Raw genomic sequence first — 15,040 nt, forward strand, 5'->3', positions numbered from 1 at the left:
GTTCGCGACGATCCGATAACGACTCATGAACAGGGCTTTAACTGACATCTACGCGCGTTACGATCGCCGCGAAACCAGCGCCGGAAGTGGCGCTTTCGGTCAGGTTTTAAGGAGCCCCCCAGTGCGCCGGATCACCAGGATCGCCACCGTGGGCATCGCGTCCGCGGCTCTCGCGCTGTCCGCCACCGCGTGTGGCGGCAAATCGTCTTCCGACTCCGGGTCGGACAACGGCGGCAAGGTCGCCATCGCGTACGACATCGGCGGCCGGGGCGACCAGTCGTTCAACGACGCCGCCTACGCCGGCCTGGCGAAGGCCGAGAAGGACCTCGGCGTCGACGGCACCGAGGCCGAGCCCACCGAGGGTGAGGGCGACCCGGACAAGGTCCAGCGCCTCACCGAGCTGGCCCGCGCCGGCAACAACCCGGTGATCGGCGTCGGCTTCGCCTACGCGCCGGCCATCGCCGAGGTCGCGCCGAAGTTCCCGGACACCACCTTCGGTCTCATCGACGACACCTCCAAGACCGGCAAGAACATCGCCAACATGGTCTTCAACGAGGAGCAGGGTTCCTACCTGGCCGGCGTCGCCGCCGCCAAGGTGACCAAGACGAACACCGTCGGCTTCATCGGCGGCGTCGAGACCCCGCTGATCAAGAAGTTCGAGGCGGGTTACGTCCAGGGCGTGAAGGACACCAACAGCGCGGTCAACGTCAAGGTCCAGTACCTGACGCAGCCGCCGGACTTCGGTGGCTTCTCCAAGCCCGACCTGGGCAAGGCCGCCGCGCAGGGCCAGCTCGACGCGGGCGCCGACGTGATCTACGCCGCCGCCGGCCTCGCGGGCTCCGGCTCGATCGAGGCGACCTCGAAGGCCGGCAAGTGGGCCATCGGCGTCGACTCCGACCAGTACAACCAGAAGGGTCTGGCGGCCTACAAGAACTCCATCCTCACCTCGGTGACCAAGGATGTCTCGGGTGCCGTCTTCAACCTGATCAAGTCGGTCGAGGACGGTAAGCCGCAGTCCGGTGAGATCCGCTACGGTCTCGCCGACAACGGTGTGGGCCTGGCCGCCTCGAACCCGGCGTACACCAAGATGACCGAGGTCGTCGCCGCGGTCGACAAGGCGAAGGCCGAGATCACCGCCGGCACCATCAAGGTCAAGACCGCTCCGTAACCGGACAGCCGGGACCATCGTCCCGGGGTCCGGCCGGACGGCGAACAGCCGTCTGACCGGACCCCGGGACGGGTTTCGGCACCGGTTTTTGGCTTTCGGCAGTGCTACGCGCGTAGAGCGCTCTCTGACGCGATAACTTCGCCCCGCCCCTGCCTGCCCTTCCTGCCCTCCTGCCTCTTTCCCGCCAAGGAGAGTGCGTCATCAACGCGTCCAGCCCTCCTGCCGCCGTAGAACTGCGCGGCATCACCAAGCGCTTCCCCGGCGTCGTCGCCAACCACGACATCGACATCACCATCCGCAAGGGCACCGTGCACGCCCTCGTCGGTGAGAACGGTGCCGGCAAGTCGACCCTGATGAAGATCCTCTACGGCATGCAGAAGCCGGACGAGGGCACCATCACCGTCGACGGCGACCAGGTCACCTTCTCCAGCCCGGCCGACGCCATCGCGCGCGGCATCGGCATGGTCCACCAGCACTTCATGCTGGCCGACAACCTCACGGTGCTGGAGAACGTCGTTCTCGGCGGCGAGAAGCTGTACGGCATCGGCGCCAAGGCCCGTAAGAAGATCCAGGAGATCTCGGACGCGTACGGCCTGAACGTGCGCCCCGACGCCCTGGTCGAGAACCTCGGTGTCGCCGACCGCCAGCGCGTGGAGATCCTCAAGGTCCTCTACCGCGGCGTCCACACGCTGATCCTCGACGAGCCGACCGCCGTGCTCGTGCCGCAGGAGGTCGACGCGCTCTTCGCCAATCTGCGCGACCTCAAGGCCGAGGGCCTCACCGTCATCTTCATCTCGCACAAGCTCGGCGAGGTCCTGAAGGTCGCCGACGAGATCACGGTGATCCGCCGCGGCACCACCGTCGGCACCGCCGACCCGCGCAGCACCACGACCAAGCAGCTCGCCGAGCTGATGGTCGGCAGCGAGCTGCCCTCGCCCGAGACCCGCGAGTCGACGGTGACGGACGTGCCGCTGCTCCAGGTCTCCGACCTGCGCCTGACCGTGACCGACCCGGACGGCGTGATCCGCGAGGTGCTCGCCGGCATCAACTTCACCATCCACAAGGGTGAGGTCATGGGCATCGCGGGCGTCGAGGGCAACGGCCAGACCGAGCTCATCGAGGCGCTGATGGGCCTGCGCGACCCGGACGGCGGCGTGATCACGCTCGACACGGCCGACATCTCGCACGCGCCGACCCGCAAGCGCCGCGAGGGCGGCATTGGCTACATCCCCGAGGACCGCCACCGGCACGGACTGCTGCTGGAGTCGCCGCTCTGGGAGAACCGCATCCTCGGCCATGTCACCGAGCGTCCCAACAGCAAGAACGGCCTGCTCGACCTCAAGGCGGCCCGCAAGGACACCGAGCGGATCGTGCGCGAGTACGACGTCCGTACGCCCGGCATCGAGGTCACCGCCGCCTCGCTCTCCGGCGGCAACCAGCAGAAGCTGATCGTCGGCCGCGAGATGAGCCACAGCCCCAAGCTGCTGATCGCCGCCCACCCCACCCGTGGCGTGGACGTCGGCGCTCAGGCCGCGATCTGGGACCAGATCCGCGAGGCGCGCCGTGAGGGCCTCGCGGTGCTGCTGATCTCGGCCGACCTGGACGAGCTCATCGGGCTCTCCGACACCCTGCGGGTGATGTACCGGGGCCGGCTGGTCGCGGACGCCGACCCCGCCGCGATCACACCGGAGGAGCTCGGCACGGCCATGACCGGCGCTGCCACCGGCCACCTGGAAGCACCCGAGCAGCCTGAGAACGGTGAGGGCCGATGAAGAAGTTCGACAAGGACCGGCTGGTTCTGGGCCTGGCCGGCCCGGTGCTCGCGCTGGTCGTGGCCTTCGCGCTCACCTCGGTGGTGCTGCTCGTCTCGGACCGCAATCCGATCGAGCCGTACCAACTGATGTGGGACAACGCCCAGTTCACCGATGTCCAGGTGCTGATCGTCAACCAGGCCGGTACGTACTACCTCGCCGCGCTCGCCGTGGCCATCGGCTTCCGGATGAACCTGTTCAACATCGGTGTGGACGGCCAGTACCGCCTCGCGGCGATGCTCGCGGCAGCCGCCGGCGCCGCGGTGGAGCTGCCCGGGCCGCTGCACATTCTGCTGATCGTGCTCGTCGCGATGTTCGTCGGCGCGTTCTGGGCCGGCATCGCGGGCATCCTGAAGACCACCCGCGGAGTCAGCGAGGTCGTTTCCACGATCATGCTCAACGCGATCGCGACCAGCGTGATCGCCTGGTTGATCCTGGACAAGAACCTCGGTGACCTGGCGCCCGGCTCCAACGAACTGACCACCGGCGAGATCGCCGAGTCCGGCTGGTTCCCGGGCCTGGACGTCGACGGCGGAGTCATCTACGGCTTCACCTTCGTCGCCTTCGCGCTCGGCATCGTCTACTGGTTCGTGCTCAACCGCACCCGCTTCGGCTTCGACCTGCGCGCCACCGGCGCCAGTTCGTCGGCGGCCCAGGCGAGCGGTGTGGACGCCAAGAAGATGGTCCTCACCGCGATGCTGATCTCCGGCGCGGTCGCCGGTCTGACGTCCATGCCGCTGCTGCTGGGCCAGACCCACACGTACAGCCTGAGCTTCCCGGTCGGCGTCGGCTTCACCGGCATCACGATCGCGCTGCTCGGCCGCAACGGCCCGATCGGCATCTTCTTCGCCGCGCTGCTGATCTCCTTCATCGAGAAGACCTCGGCCTCGCTGGACCAGCACGGCTACGAGAAGGAGATCGCCACGATCATGCAGGGCCTGATCGTGATCTCGGTCGTCGTCTCCTACCAAGTGGTCGGCCAGTACGGGCTCCGCCGACAGCAACAGAAGGTCGGCGAGGAACTTGCCGCCCAGGCTCGCAAGACCAAGAAGGAGGGGGCAGCCGCATGAGCGAGTCCACGAGCAGCGTTTCGGTCGCGGCAGTCGCGCCCAAGAAGGGCGGCGGACGCCGCAAGCTGTCGCTCCCGGTGATCCTGCTGATCATCGCGGGCGGCCTCGCGCTGTTCGCGCTGGTCCGCGTGATCAGCGGCGCGAACGACCTCACCTCCGTCGGCCAGGTCTCCGGCGCACTCCAGCTCGCCGTGCCGATCGGCCTCGCCGGACTCGGCGGCCTGTGGTCCGAGCGGGCCGGAGTGGTCAACATCGGCCTCGAGGGCATGATGATCCTCGGCACCTGGTTCGGCGCCTGGGCGGGCTACCAGTGGGGCCCGTGGACCGGTGTCCTGATGGGCATCGTCGGCGGCGCGCTCGGCGGTCTGCTGCACGCGATCATGACCGTCACCTTCAACGTCAACCACATCGTCTCCGGTGTGGCGGTCAACATCCTGGCCGTCGGCGTGACCCGCTATCTGTCGAACTTCACCTTCGCGGAGGCGGAGGGCGGCTCGTCGAAGCAGTCCCCGCGCATCGACCAGATCACCGACATCACCATCCCGGGACTCTCGGACTGGCTGGGCGATCTACAGGCCCGGCACTGGTTCTTCATCTCCGACCTGGCAGGTGTGCTCGGCGGTCTGATGACCAACCTGTCGCTGCTGACCGTGCTGGCGCTGCTGCTGATCCCGGGCACCTGGTGGGTCCTGTGGCGTACGTCCTTCGGCCTGCGGCTGCGGTCCTGCGGTGAGAACCCGGTCGCCGCCGAGTCCCTGGGCGTCAACGTCTACAAGTACAAGTACATCGCCGTCACCGTCTCCGGCGGACTGGCGGGCCTGGGCGGCGCGTTCCTCGCGATCGTCGCCACCGGCATCTACCAGGAGGGCCAGACCGGCGGCCGCGGCTACATCGGTCTCGCGGCCATGATCTTCGGCAACTGGATGCCGGGCGGCACGGCGCTGGGCGCCGGGCTCTTCGGCTTCACCGACGGCCTCAAGCTGCGCGGCGGCGCCGAGAACGTGCACGCGATGCTGCTTCTGCTGGCGCTTCTGCTGGTGCTCGTCTTCGCCTGGCAGCTCTACAAGAAGAAGCACTGGCAGGCCGGGATCGCACTCGCCGTGGCCGCGCTGCTGTTCACCTGGTACTCGCTGACCGACCTGCTGCCGAGTCAGTTCGTGGACGCCGCGCCGTATGTCGCGACGCTGCTGGTGCTGGCGCTCTCCGCGCAACGGCTGAGGATGCCCAAGGCCGACGGCATGCCGTACAAGAGGGGCCAGGGGAAGTGACGACGCCGGCCGTCGACTGGGAAGCCCTGCGGGAGCAGGCGCGTGAGGCCATGGCGCACGCGTACGCGCCCTACTCGGGCTACCCGGTCGGCGTGGCGGCGCTCGTCGACGACGGCCGGACGGTGATCGGCTGCAATGTCGAGAACGCGTCGTACGGCCTTTCCCTGTGCGCGGAGTGCGGTCTGGTCTCGCAGCTCCAGGCCACGGGCGGCGGCCGGCTCACCCACTTCACGTGTGTGGACGGCAGCGGTGAGCTGCTGGTGCCGTGCGGGCGGTGCCGTCAGCTGCTGTACGAATTCGGCGGCTCCGAGCTGCTGTTGGACACCCCCGACGGTGTCCGGACCATGGCCGAGATGCTCCCGCAGGCGTTCGGCCCCGGGCATCTGGGATAGCAACTCGCGGCCCTTCCGTTCAGGCGGAAGGGCCGTACCCGTACGCTTTCTCTATGCGCGTAGAGCGACTCTGAGCCACTCTGGGAGGAATTTCATGGACGTCATCTCCGTCATCCGCACCAAGCGGGACCGGGGCGAGCTGAGCCCCGAGCAGATCGACTGGGTCATCGACGCCTACACGCGCGGTGAGGTCGCCGACGAGCAGATGTCGGCGCTGGCGATGGCGATCCTCCTGAACGGCATGAACCGTACGGAGATCGCCCGCTGGACCGCCGCGATGATCGCCTCCGGTGAGCGCATGAACTTCGACGCGCTCTCCCGCCCCACCGTCGACAAGCACTCCACCGGCGGCGTCGGCGACAAGATCACGCTGCCGCTCGCACCTCTGGTCGCCGCCTGCGGCGCCGCCGTACCGCAGCTGTCCGGCCGCGGCCTCGGCCACACCGGCGGCACGCTCGACAAGCTGGAGTCCATCCCCGGCTGGCGCGCCCTGCTCTCCAACGAGGAGATGCTGCACGTCCTCGACACCACCGGCGCGGTGATCTGCGCGGCGGGCAACGGCCTGGCCCCCGCGGACAAGAAGCTCTACGCGCTGCGCGATGTCACCGGCACCGTCGAGGCCATCCCGCTGATCGCCTCCTCGATCATGTCCAAGAAGATCGCCGAGGGCACCGGCTCCCTCGTCCTGGACGTCAAGGTCGGCACCGGCGCCTTTATGAAGACCATCGAGGACGCCCGCGAACTGGCCTCCACCATGGTCGCGTTGGGCACCGACAGCGGAGTGAAGACCGTCGCGCTGCTCACCGACATGTCCACCCCGCTCGGCCTCACCGCCGGCAACGCCCTGGAGGTCCGGGAGTCCGTCGAGGTCCTGGCGGGCGGCGGCCCCGCCGATGTCGTCGAGCTGACCCTGGCGCTGGCCCGGGAGATGCTGGACGCGGCCGGTATCAAGGACGCGGACCCCGCCAAGGCCCTGGCCGACGGCTCAGCGATGGACGTCTGGCGCCGCATGATCGCGGCCCAGGGCGGTGACCCCGACGCCACGCTCCCGGTCGCCCGTGAGCAGCACGTCGTGACCGCGCCGTCCTCCGGTGTACTCACCCGCCTCGACGCGTACGACGTCGGCATCGCCGCCTGGCGCCTGGGCGCGGGCCGCGCGCGCAAGGAGGACCCGACGCAGGAGGGCGCGGGTGTCGAACTGCACGCCAAGCCGGGCGAGCAGGTGACCGCGGGCCAGCCGCTGCTGACCCTGCACACGGACACACCGGAGAAGTTCTCGTACGCGCTCAAGTCGCTGACCTCGGCGTACGACATCGCTCCCGAGGGCACGAAGTTCACCGCGGACCCGATCGTGCTGGACCGCATCGCCTGACGGCGGCCCAGGGCCTGTCTCTTGGATCAGGCCTTGGCCGATGAGTTCCGGGCGCGAGCGCAGTCTCTTAGGTGTGGACGCCACGCAGCCCATGGTCATGCGCATCGCCGGGAGAGTGACGCCGGCCGATGTGCCGCGCCTGTGCGAGGAGTTGAGCGCGCGGCTCATCGGCGCCGGCGAGGACGGCACCGAGGTGATCTGTGATGTGGGCGGGCTGAGCCGGCCGGATCTGGCGGCGGTCGACGCGCTGGCCCGCCTCCAGCTCACCGCCCGCCGCCTCGGCTGCCGCATCAGCCTCCGCGGCGCGGACGCCGAGCTGCGGGCCCTGCTGGAGCTGGTGGGCCTGGCCGAGGTCACCCAGCCTTTTACGCGTCCTTCTCCAGGCGCGTCGGCAGATCGAACAGCGGGAACCAGCGCTCCGTATCCAGGAACGAATTGATGCCCGTGATCCGGCCGTCCACGATCTCGATGACCATCAGCGCCCACGGAGTGAAGCCGTCGCCGTCCTCCGCCGGGTGGTAGTGCGCGAACGCCGGAGTGCCGTTGGCCACGGTCGGGACCAGCCGCGAGCCGCGGCAGACCGAGCCGACGCCCAGCATCCAGCCCACGATGTTGTCGTGGCCCTGGAGCCACAGGTCATAGGGCGGCATGGAGAGCGTGGCGTCTTCGTGCAGCAGGGCCGTCAGCGCCTGCATGTCGTAGCCCTCGAAGGCCGCCACATAGCGGTCGAGCAGCTTCTGCTGCTCGTCGTCGAGCGGGTCGGCCGCGTCCGTCGACGCGGGCTCCGACTCGGCGAGCGTCGCCCGCGCCCGCTGGAGCGCGCTGTTGACGGAGGCGACCGATGTGTCCAGCAGCTCGGACACCTCGCTCGCCTTCCAGGCCAGCACCTCGCGCAGGATCAGCACCGCACGCTGCTTGGGCGGCAGGTGCTGCAGTGCGGCGACGAACGCCAGCCGGATGGTCTCGCGCTCCACCGCCGTCTCCGCCGGGTCCGCGACCGACGGCAGCACACGTCCGTCGGGCACCGGCTCCAGCCAGGTGATCTCGGGACGGCTGGTGAGCTGGGCCTGGGCGACGGGCGTGGCGGAGGTGAGGTCCATCGGGCGGGCCCGGCGGTTTCCCGCGTTCAGCATGTCGAGACAGACGTTGGTCGCGATGCGGTAGAGCCAGGACCGCAGCGACGACCGGCCTTCGAACTTCTCGAAATTCCGCCAGGCCCGCACCATGGTGTCCTGCACGGCGTCTTCCGCCTCGAAGGCGGAGCCGAGCATGCGGTAGCAGTAACCGGTGAGCTCCCGGCGGTACTGCTCCAGTCTGGATTCGAGGTCCTTCGTCGTTGCCACATCAGTCATCGGGTCCACCCCTGTCGCCCCTTGGCACCAGCCCTTCGGAAGCTACAGGAGGGGACTGACAATCGGGGGTCAGGTTCCGGGCTTGCGCCCGTAGACGTACACGTCGTCGCCGTTCTTCAGCAGATTCCAGTATGCCTTCGCGTCCGTGGGCCGCATATTGACGCAGCCGCCGGAGCCGGGCGGGTTGTAGACCGACTTCGTGACCGAGTGGAAGGCCTGGCCGCCGTCGAAGAACTGCGAGTACGGCATCCGCACCTTGTAGAGCGTCGACCAGTGGTTGATGCTGCGCCAGTAGATCTTCTTGGAGCCGGTGCGGGTCTCGGTGCCGTTCTTCCCGGTGCGCACCGGGACCGGGCCGTACTTCAGATTCTTGCCGTCCTGGATCCAGCTCAGCTGCCGGGTCAGGTCGACACAGGCGATACGGCCCTTGTTCGTCGGGCACTTGCCTGCCGCGTTCGGGTTCTTGCCGGCCGCACGCTGCGCCAGGATCGTGCTCATGGTGCGCCAGGTGATCGGTCCCGCGTAGCCGATCGTCGGTGTGATCCCGTGCCAGCCCTGGAACTGCCGGATCTTCAGGCAGTCGGACGCCGACTGCCTGCCGTCGACCTTGAGCCCCAGGAATTTCTCGACCTGCTTCTGGTACGGCCCCGTCGACGTCGTGCACGACGCCGCCTGCGCGGTTCCGCCGCCGATTGCCATGGTCAGCGGGACTATGAGGCCCGTAAGCCCCAGGACTGTCCCCGCGCGTCTCCCGTTTATGTGTTTCACAGCCACCAACTTTCCTTCGCCGTCTGCGGGTTTGACGCACGTCGGGGAGTTGGAGTTGTACGGATTAGCAACCCGATTCTGTGTTATTTCAGCGCCGGGCCGTGGCGAGCAGCATCCGGTGCTCGGCGCGGGCCACCCGGGTCCCGTACAGCGTGATCGACACGACGCCGAGCACCGCGAGCAGACCCAGCAGCACCGTGCCCGCCCAGCCGCCGGAGTGGAAGGCGATCGCGCCGAGCGTGCCGCCCGCGCTGCTGCCGAGGTAGTACGCCGACTGGTAGAGCGCGGACGCCTGGGCCCGGCCCGTCTTGGCCGTACGGCTCACCGAGGACGAGGCGACCGCATGGCCCGCGAAGAAGCCCGCGGTGATCAGCACCAGGCCGACGAGTACGGCGGGCAGCGAGTCGGCCAGCGAGAGCAGCAGGCCCGCGGTGGTCGTGGTGACCGCGAGATACAGCGCACCGCGGCGGCCGAGACGGCCCACCAGCTTGCCGGCCGCCGCCGACGAGACCGTGCCCACCAGATAGACCAGGAAGATCGAGCCGATGACGCCCTGCGGAAGGCTGAACGGGGCCTCGACCAGGCGGTATCCGATCACCGTGTAGACCGCGCCGAACACCGTCATGAACAGCGCGCCGATCCCGTACAGCCGCAGCAGCAGCGGATCGGAGAGATGGCCGCGCACGGACTGCGCCAGCGCCTTCGGGTTCAGCGAACCGGGCGTGAAATGGCGGGCCTTGGGCAGCAGCGCCCGGAAGACCAGCGCGCACACCACCGCCAGCAGGCCGATCGCGGCGAGCGCCGCGCGCCAGCCCCACAGCTGGGCCACCCAGCCCGCGACGATCCGGCCGCTCATGCCGCCGATGCTGTTGCCTGCGACGAACAGGCCGATCGCGGCCACCAGCGCCTTCGGCCGCACCTCCTCGGCGAGATACGCCATCGCCGACGCCGGCACCCCGGCCAGCGCCGCACCCTGCACCATGCGCAGCGCCACCAGCCACTCCAGGCTCGGCGCGAACGGCACCAGCAGTCCGACGACGACCGCGACCGCAAGGGACACGGTGATCAGCCTGCTCCGGCCGAAGCGCTCGGAGAGCGCGCTCAGCGGCAGTACGCACAGGGCCAGCGCGCCCGTCGCCGCGGAGACCGTCCAGCTGGCGGCGCTCGCGCTCACGCCGAAGTCGGCGGAGACGGCGGGCAGCAGCGCCTGCGTGGAGTAGAGAAGGGCGAAGGTGGCCACTCCGGCGGCGAAGAGCGCGAAGCTCATCCGGCGGTAGCCGGGTGTGGAGGGGGTCAGGCGGTCGTCGGACGGGGCGCCCACAGAGGTTGTGGACGCCTTGGTACTGGCAGGTGACATGCATCGAACGTAGGACGGCATTCCTCATGCGTCCAATGCATGGAATGGCGATAATCGTTCCCATGGTGCATCAACACAGCTCAGGGCCTCGGCTGTCACAGGGCAGTTACGAAGAAGACATCGCACTGCTGCTCGCTCCGCGCCTCGCGTACTTCGCCGGCGTCGCCCGGCACGAGCATGTGACGCGCGCCGCGCAGGAGACGGGCGTGCCGCAGTCGACGCTCTCGCGGGCGATGGTGCGGCTCGAGGAGGACCTCGGGGTCGCGCTGTTCGCCCGCAAGGGCCGTACGGTCTCGCTCACTCCGGCGGGCCGGACCTTCCTCGCCTCGGTCGAGCGCGCGCTCGCGGAGGTGGAGAAGGCGGCGGATTCGGTGCGTGCGGACGCGGATCCGACGGCGGGCAAGGTCGCCTTCGGATTTCTGCACACCATGGGCTCGGAGACCGTGCCCGAACTCATCCGCGCCTTCCGCGTCGACCATCCGCGGATCCGCTTCACGCTGGTGCAGAACTACGGCGAGGCCATGATCGAGCGCCTGCGGGCCGGGGAGCTCGACCTGTGCCTGACCTCACCGGTCCCGGACGCGCCGGACCTGGTGGCCCGGCGGCTGGACGAACAGCGGCTGCGGCTGGTGGTACCGGACGACCACCGGCTGGCGGGCCGCAAACGGATCCGCCTCGCCGAGGCCGCCGACGAGACCTTTGTGACGCTGGAGCCGGGCTACGGGCTGCGGCGGATCACCGACGACCTGTGCTCGCTGGCCGGGTTCACCCCGCGGATCGCGTTCGAGGGGGAGGAGACGGAGACGCTGCGAGGGCTGGTGGCGGCGGGTCTCGGGGTGGCGCTGCTGCCACCGCCGGCGGTGCCGCGGCCGGGTGTCGTGGAACTGACGGTCACCGCGCCGCGCGCGGTCCGCGAGATCGGCGTGGCCTGGCTGGACGGCCACCCGGACACGGTCCCGGTGGCCGCGTTCAAGCGCTTCCTGCTGTCGCGCAGGGGCGCGCTGCTCCCGGACTGAGCCACCTTTGACGACCCTGGGCCATCGGGTGAGCCCAACGTGTTCCGTGTCGAACGGAGTTGAATACAAGTATGGTCAGGTGCCTCATGCCGACCAGCAAGCACCTCGTCAGCGCGACCCGGCCGGCACTGTTCGCCGCGGCCGCGCTCCTCGTCACAACAGGATGCACAGCGATGGAAAGCGACGGACTCGACTACGAGCCCGAGAAGAAGGCGGTCGCCGACGCGAAGGCCTTGGTGCGCAGCCGGTCGAGCATCATTCTCGACGCAACCGGGCTGAAGGCCACGGCGACGAACGGGGCCCCGCACGCCACCCCCTGCGAGGAAGTGGAGCACGGCTACCGGATCAAGCACTTCTGGAAGATCCAGGGCCCTTCCAAGCCGGAGTTGAGCGCAGCGCTCCAGCGGCTCAAGGAGGAGCTTCCGAAGCGGGGATGGAAGGTGTACCGCTTCGAGCAGGCGAAGTCGAAGAATCGGCAGATGCAACTCGACGTCGAGGAAACGAAGCTGCACCACACGGTGACGATCGAGGAGGATTTCGTCCCGACCGGGCCGGACGCCTCCAAGTGGGAGAAGCAAGGCCGCGACGGTCTGCTCGTCGCCCTCGACTCGCCGTGCTACGTGGACCCGGCCTACAAGACCGGCGATCAGTGACCTGAGGGTCAAGGCCGCAAGGGCCTGCCGAAGCTCAAGGCCGCAAGGACTTTCCGAAGCCCGCCGCCAAAGGCATGCGCAGACCCAGTGGCGGCGGCGCCGCCAACGCGTCGGCGACCGGGCGGGCGAACGGGCGGGTGAAGAGCGCGCCGAGGACGAAGTCGGCCGCCAGGGCCAGGACTTCACTGTGGTGCTGCCGCAGCGCGTTCCCGTCCGTGTGGACCTCGAAGCGGCAGATGTCGTGGTGCGACCTCTTCGCCCGCGCCGCCAGCCGGTACGACAGCTCCGGATCCGTACGCTCGTCGTCCGTGCCGTGCACGATCAGCACCCGGCGGCCCGCCAGCTGCCGCACCGGTTCCGGAGTGGCCGCCATGTCGTCCTCCGGCAGCCAAGGGGCCATCGCCAGCGCCGAGTTGACCGCCGGGTGGCCCGCGGCGTGGAGGGCCGCGCGGCCGCCGAGGCCGTGGCCGACGAGGCACACCGGCACATCGCCGTACCGTCGCACCACCTCGTCCGCCGCCCAGGTCGCGTCCGCCGCGAGCTGCGCGTCGGGCCCGTTCCAGCCGCGAGAGCGGTAGTGGACGGGGTGCACCACCAGACCGTCGTCCCGGCCCGCGCGTGCCAGCGCCCGGCCCAGCGGCATGGCCATGGCGTAGGCCAGCGGTGAGGGTCTGCGTGCCGACTCCGGCTCGCCGTCCGGCAGCAGCAGCACCACCGCGCCCGCCGCGGAGTCGACTCCGGGCGCACCTCGACCGCCGGCCGGCCTGCCGAGCCGGGCCTGCGGAGGGTTACGGCTGCCTCGCGCTCCCCTTGCCACGGTCGTCGCTTCACGACGGGTGTCCGCCCTCCCGGCCTTGTCGGCCGGCCGCCCCCACCACAGGGGCAGTGCGTGGTGTGCCATGACAGAACAGTCTCAGAAGTACGGGTGTACTCCACCCGTACGCCCGGTCACTGTTACGTATCGACGCAGCGCGCTCTACGCGCGTAGGGGCTAGAGTGCGGAGATGACGAGCCAGACCCTCAACACGCCAACCGCGGACCAGATCCGCCGCGCTCCGAAGGTGCTCCTGCACGACCACCTCGACGGCGGGCTGCGTCCGGGCACGATCATCGAACTCGCCCAGCAGACGGGCTACTCATCCCTTCCCGAGAACGAGCCCGACAAGCTCGGCATCTGGTTCCACGAGGCCGCCGACTCCGGCTCGCTGGAGCGCTATCTCGAGACGTTCGCGCACACCTGCGCCGTCATGCAGACCCGGGACGCCCTGTTCCGCGTCGCCGCCGAGTGCGCCGAGGACCTCGCCGAGGACGGCGTGGTCTATGCCGAGGTGCGGTACGCCCCCGAGCAGCACCTGGAAGCCGGACTCTCGCTGGAAGAGGTCGTCGAGGCCGTCAACGAGGGCTTCCGAGAAGGCGAGCGGCGTGCCCGCGAGAGCGGCCACCGCATCCGCGTCGGCGCGCTGCTCACCGCGATGCGGCACGCGGCCCGCGCGCTCGAGATCGCCGAGCTGGCCAACCGTTACCGGGATCTCGGCGTCGTCGGCTTCGACATCGCGGGCGCCGAGGCGGGCTTCCCGCCCACCCGTCACCTCGACGCCTTCGAATATCTCAAGCGCGAGAACAACCACTTCACCATCCACGCCGGCGAGGCCTTCGGCCTGCCGTCGATCTGGCAGGCCCTCCAGTGGTGCGGCGCCGACCGGCTCGGCCACGGCGTGCGCATCATCGACGACATCGAGGTGGCGGAGGACGGCAGCGTGAAGCTCGGCCGGCTTGCCTCGTACGTACGGGACAAGCGCATTCCGCTGGAGCTCTGCCCGACGTCCAATCTGCAGACCGGTGCGGCCGTCTCGTACGCCGAGCATCCCATCGGACTGCTGCGCCGGCTGCACTTCAGGGCCACGGTCAACACGGACAACCGGCTGATGAGCGGCACCAGCATGTCGCGCGAATTCGAGCTGCTGACCGACACCTTCGGCTACACGCTCGACGACATGCAGTGGTTCACCGTCAATGCGATGAAATCCGCGTTCATTCCTTTCGATGAACGACTGGCGATGATCAATGACGTGATCAAGCCGGGTTATGCCGAGCTGAAATCCGAATGGCTGTTCAGGCAGACCGCCACGACCAGCGATTCTTCCCCCACCGAGGGCTGATCGCAGGCATCGGAAAGCGGCCGGGAACGTCAACACCCGGCCGCTTCGTGGTGTTTGCCACCCTTGTGGCACGGTGGCTAGCTTGCAGAGCCGCTCATATTCCCGTCCCAAGGACTCATCACTGATGAAGCAGTCTGCTGCCAAGACTCTCGGTGTCGCCGCTCTCGGCGCCGCCTTCGCCGCTGCCGCCGCCGGCACCGCCACCGCCGCGCCCGCGGCGCTCCCCTCGCTCGACACCGTCGCCAGCACGCTGCCGGTGCAGGATCTGCCGGTGCAGGACGCACTGACCAAGCTTCCGGCGGGCGCACCGGAGTCCCTGGCCGGCGGTCAGAACGCTCTGACGAACGCCGCGGGCACCCTGCCGGGCGCCCTCCAGGGCGCCGCCAACAAGGTGCTGCCCGCCGGCGGCGCCGCCGCACCCGCCGCCGCTCCCGCCGGCCTCCTCGGCGGCCTGCCGGTCGCCGGAGCGCTGCCTGTCGGCGGCGGTCTGCCGATCATCGGCTGACGATCGTCCTGAGGTCGTACTCAGTACGGCAAAGAAGTGGGGGGGGGGGGCCCGGGGGGGGGGGGGGGGGGCCCGGGGGGGTGGGGGGGGGGGGGGGGCGGGCCGCCCGCCCCCCCCCCGCCCCCCACCGCGCCCACGCCCCAATCAAC

The 15,040-nt window shown here is 69.4% G+C and carries 15 protein-coding genes; 11 read left to right on the forward strand and 4 right to left on the reverse strand.

What is annotated here, in order from left to right:
* Window positions 1-121 precede the first annotated feature (121 nt).
* The 7 genes from ACH4YL_RS29230 (at window position 122) to ACH4YL_RS29260 (ending at window position 7,520) form a co-directional block, all read left to right on the forward strand.
* Window positions 122-1,168, forward strand: a complete 1,047-nt coding sequence (locus ACH4YL_RS29230) for a BMP family protein (RefSeq protein WP_398510431.1) — start codon at window positions 122-124, stop codon at window positions 1,166-1,168.
* 233 nt (window positions 1,169-1,401) lie between these two features.
* Window positions 1,402-2,940 carry an ABC transporter ATP-binding protein gene (locus ACH4YL_RS29235; protein ID WP_398510455.1) on the forward strand — a complete coding sequence of 513 codons (1,539 nt, stop codon included), beginning with the start codon at window positions 1,402-1,404 and terminating at the stop codon, window positions 2,938-2,940.
* The gene (locus ACH4YL_RS29240; protein WP_398510432.1) at window positions 2,937-4,049 is read left to right on the forward strand and encodes an ABC transporter permease; all 1,113 of its coding nucleotides are present in this window, start codon (window positions 2,937-2,939) and stop codon (window positions 4,047-4,049) included. The genes ACH4YL_RS29235 and ACH4YL_RS29240 overlap by 4 nt, the downstream gene beginning before the upstream one ends.
* Window positions 4,046-5,317: an ABC transporter permease gene (locus ACH4YL_RS29245; protein WP_398510433.1), complete on the forward strand. Its 1,272-nt coding sequence runs from the start codon at window positions 4,046-4,048 to the stop codon at window positions 5,315-5,317. Before ACH4YL_RS29240 ends, ACH4YL_RS29245 begins: the two co-directional genes overlap by 4 nt.
* Window positions 5,314-5,709, forward strand: coding sequence for a cytidine deaminase (locus ACH4YL_RS29250; protein ID WP_398510434.1), 396 nt, complete (start codon window positions 5,314-5,316; stop codon window positions 5,707-5,709). The genes ACH4YL_RS29245 and ACH4YL_RS29250 overlap by 4 nt, the downstream gene beginning before the upstream one ends.
* 94 nt (window positions 5,710-5,803) lie before the next feature.
* Window positions 5,804-7,081 carry a thymidine phosphorylase gene (locus tag ACH4YL_RS29255; protein WP_398510435.1) on the forward strand — a complete coding sequence of 426 codons (1,278 nt, stop codon included), beginning with the start codon at window positions 5,804-5,806 and terminating at the stop codon, window positions 7,079-7,081.
* A 73-nt stretch (window positions 7,082-7,154) separates the two neighbouring features.
* Entirely contained in the window at window positions 7,155-7,520 is a 366-nt protein-coding gene (locus ACH4YL_RS29260; RefSeq protein WP_398510436.1) for an STAS domain-containing protein, read from the forward strand.
* Here ACH4YL_RS29260 and ACH4YL_RS29265 read toward each other — a convergent pair.
* From ACH4YL_RS29265 to ACH4YL_RS29275, 3 genes are all read right to left on the reverse strand, one after another.
* Entirely contained in the window at window positions 7,447-8,433 is a 987-nt protein-coding gene (locus tag ACH4YL_RS29265; protein ID WP_398510437.1) for a sigma-70 family RNA polymerase sigma factor, read from the reverse strand. The genes ACH4YL_RS29260 and ACH4YL_RS29265 overlap by 74 nt on opposite strands.
* 69 nt (window positions 8,434-8,502) lie before the next feature.
* Window positions 8,503-9,132: a L,D-transpeptidase gene (locus ACH4YL_RS29270; protein WP_398510438.1), complete on the reverse strand. Its 630-nt coding sequence runs from the start codon at window positions 9,130-9,132 to the stop codon at window positions 8,503-8,505.
* A gap of 157 nt (window positions 9,133-9,289) precedes the next feature.
* Window positions 9,290-10,558 carry an MFS transporter gene (locus tag ACH4YL_RS29275; protein WP_398510439.1) on the reverse strand — a complete coding sequence of 423 codons (1,269 nt, stop codon included), beginning with the start codon at window positions 10,556-10,558 and terminating at the stop codon, window positions 9,290-9,292.
* Between the two features lie 62 nt (window positions 10,559-10,620).
* Between ACH4YL_RS29275 and ACH4YL_RS29280 the strand changes: the two genes are divergently transcribed.
* Together ACH4YL_RS29280 and ACH4YL_RS29285 are read left to right on the forward strand one after the other, a co-directional pair.
* Window positions 10,621-11,574: a LysR family transcriptional regulator gene (locus ACH4YL_RS29280; protein ID WP_398510440.1), complete on the forward strand. Its 954-nt coding sequence runs from the start codon at window positions 10,621-10,623 to the stop codon at window positions 11,572-11,574.
* Window positions 11,575-11,660: 86 nt separating this feature from the next.
* Window positions 11,661-12,227, forward strand: coding sequence for a hypothetical protein (locus ACH4YL_RS29285; protein ID WP_398510441.1), 567 nt, complete (start codon window positions 11,661-11,663; stop codon window positions 12,225-12,227).
* 34 nt (window positions 12,228-12,261) lie between these two features.
* Here ACH4YL_RS29285 and ACH4YL_RS29290 read toward each other — a convergent pair whose 3' ends face one another.
* A complete protein-coding gene (locus tag ACH4YL_RS29290) occupies window positions 12,262-12,942 on the reverse strand; it encodes an alpha/beta hydrolase (RefSeq protein ID WP_398510456.1) in 681 nt (226 codons plus the stop codon).
* A gap of 289 nt (window positions 12,943-13,231) precedes the next feature.
* On the opposite strand from ACH4YL_RS29290, the gene ACH4YL_RS29295 reads away from it, so the two are divergent.
* Both ACH4YL_RS29295 and ACH4YL_RS29300 read left to right on the forward strand, forming a co-directional pair.
* Entirely contained in the window at window positions 13,232-14,386 is a 1,155-nt protein-coding gene (locus tag ACH4YL_RS29295) for an adenosine deaminase (RefSeq protein WP_398510442.1), read from the forward strand.
* 124 nt (window positions 14,387-14,510) lie between these two features.
* Window positions 14,511-14,891: an ATP-binding protein gene (locus tag ACH4YL_RS29300; RefSeq protein ID WP_398510443.1), complete on the forward strand. Its 381-nt coding sequence runs from the start codon at window positions 14,511-14,513 to the stop codon at window positions 14,889-14,891.
* Window positions 14,892-15,040: the final 149 nt, after the last annotated feature.

It is taken from the genome of Streptomyces sp. NPDC020681 (genome assembly GCF_044334895.1).
In the GTDB taxonomy this organism is placed as follows: Bacteria; Actinomycetota; Actinomycetes; order Streptomycetales; family Streptomycetaceae; genus Streptomyces.

Bases quoted from the DNA above. Each gene is read 5' to 3' on its own strand.
- ACH4YL_RS29240 (WP_398510432.1), top strand. From the start codon at position 2,937: ATGAAGAAGTTCGACAAGGACCGGCTGGTTCTGGGCCTGGCCGGCCCG.
- ACH4YL_RS29245 (WP_398510433.1), top strand. From the start codon at position 4,046: ATGAGCGAGTCCACGAGCAGCGTTTCGGTCGCGGCAGTCGCGCCCAAG.
- ACH4YL_RS29255 (WP_398510435.1), top strand. From the start codon at position 5,804: ATGGACGTCATCTCCGTCATCCGCACCAAGCGGGACCGGGGCGAGCTG.
- ACH4YL_RS29265 (WP_398510437.1), bottom strand. From the start codon at position 8,433: ATGACTGATGTGGCAACGACGAAGGACCTCGAATCCAGACTGGAGCAG.
- ACH4YL_RS29270 (WP_398510438.1), bottom strand. From the start codon at position 9,132: ATGGCAATCGGCGGCGGAACCGCGCAGGCGGCGTCGTGCACGACGTCG.
- ACH4YL_RS29275 (WP_398510439.1), bottom strand. From the start codon at position 10,558: ATGTCACCTGCCAGTACCAAGGCGTCCACAACCTCTGTGGGCGCCCCG.
- ACH4YL_RS29280 (WP_398510440.1), top strand. From the start codon at position 10,621: ATGGTGCATCAACACAGCTCAGGGCCTCGGCTGTCACAGGGCAGTTAC.
- ACH4YL_RS29285 (WP_398510441.1), top strand. From the start codon at position 11,661: ATGCCGACCAGCAAGCACCTCGTCAGCGCGACCCGGCCGGCACTGTTC.
- ACH4YL_RS29295 (WP_398510442.1), top strand. From the start codon at position 13,232: ATGACGAGCCAGACCCTCAACACGCCAACCGCGGACCAGATCCGCCGC.
- ACH4YL_RS29300 (WP_398510443.1), top strand. From the start codon at position 14,511: ATGAAGCAGTCTGCTGCCAAGACTCTCGGTGTCGCCGCTCTCGGCGCC.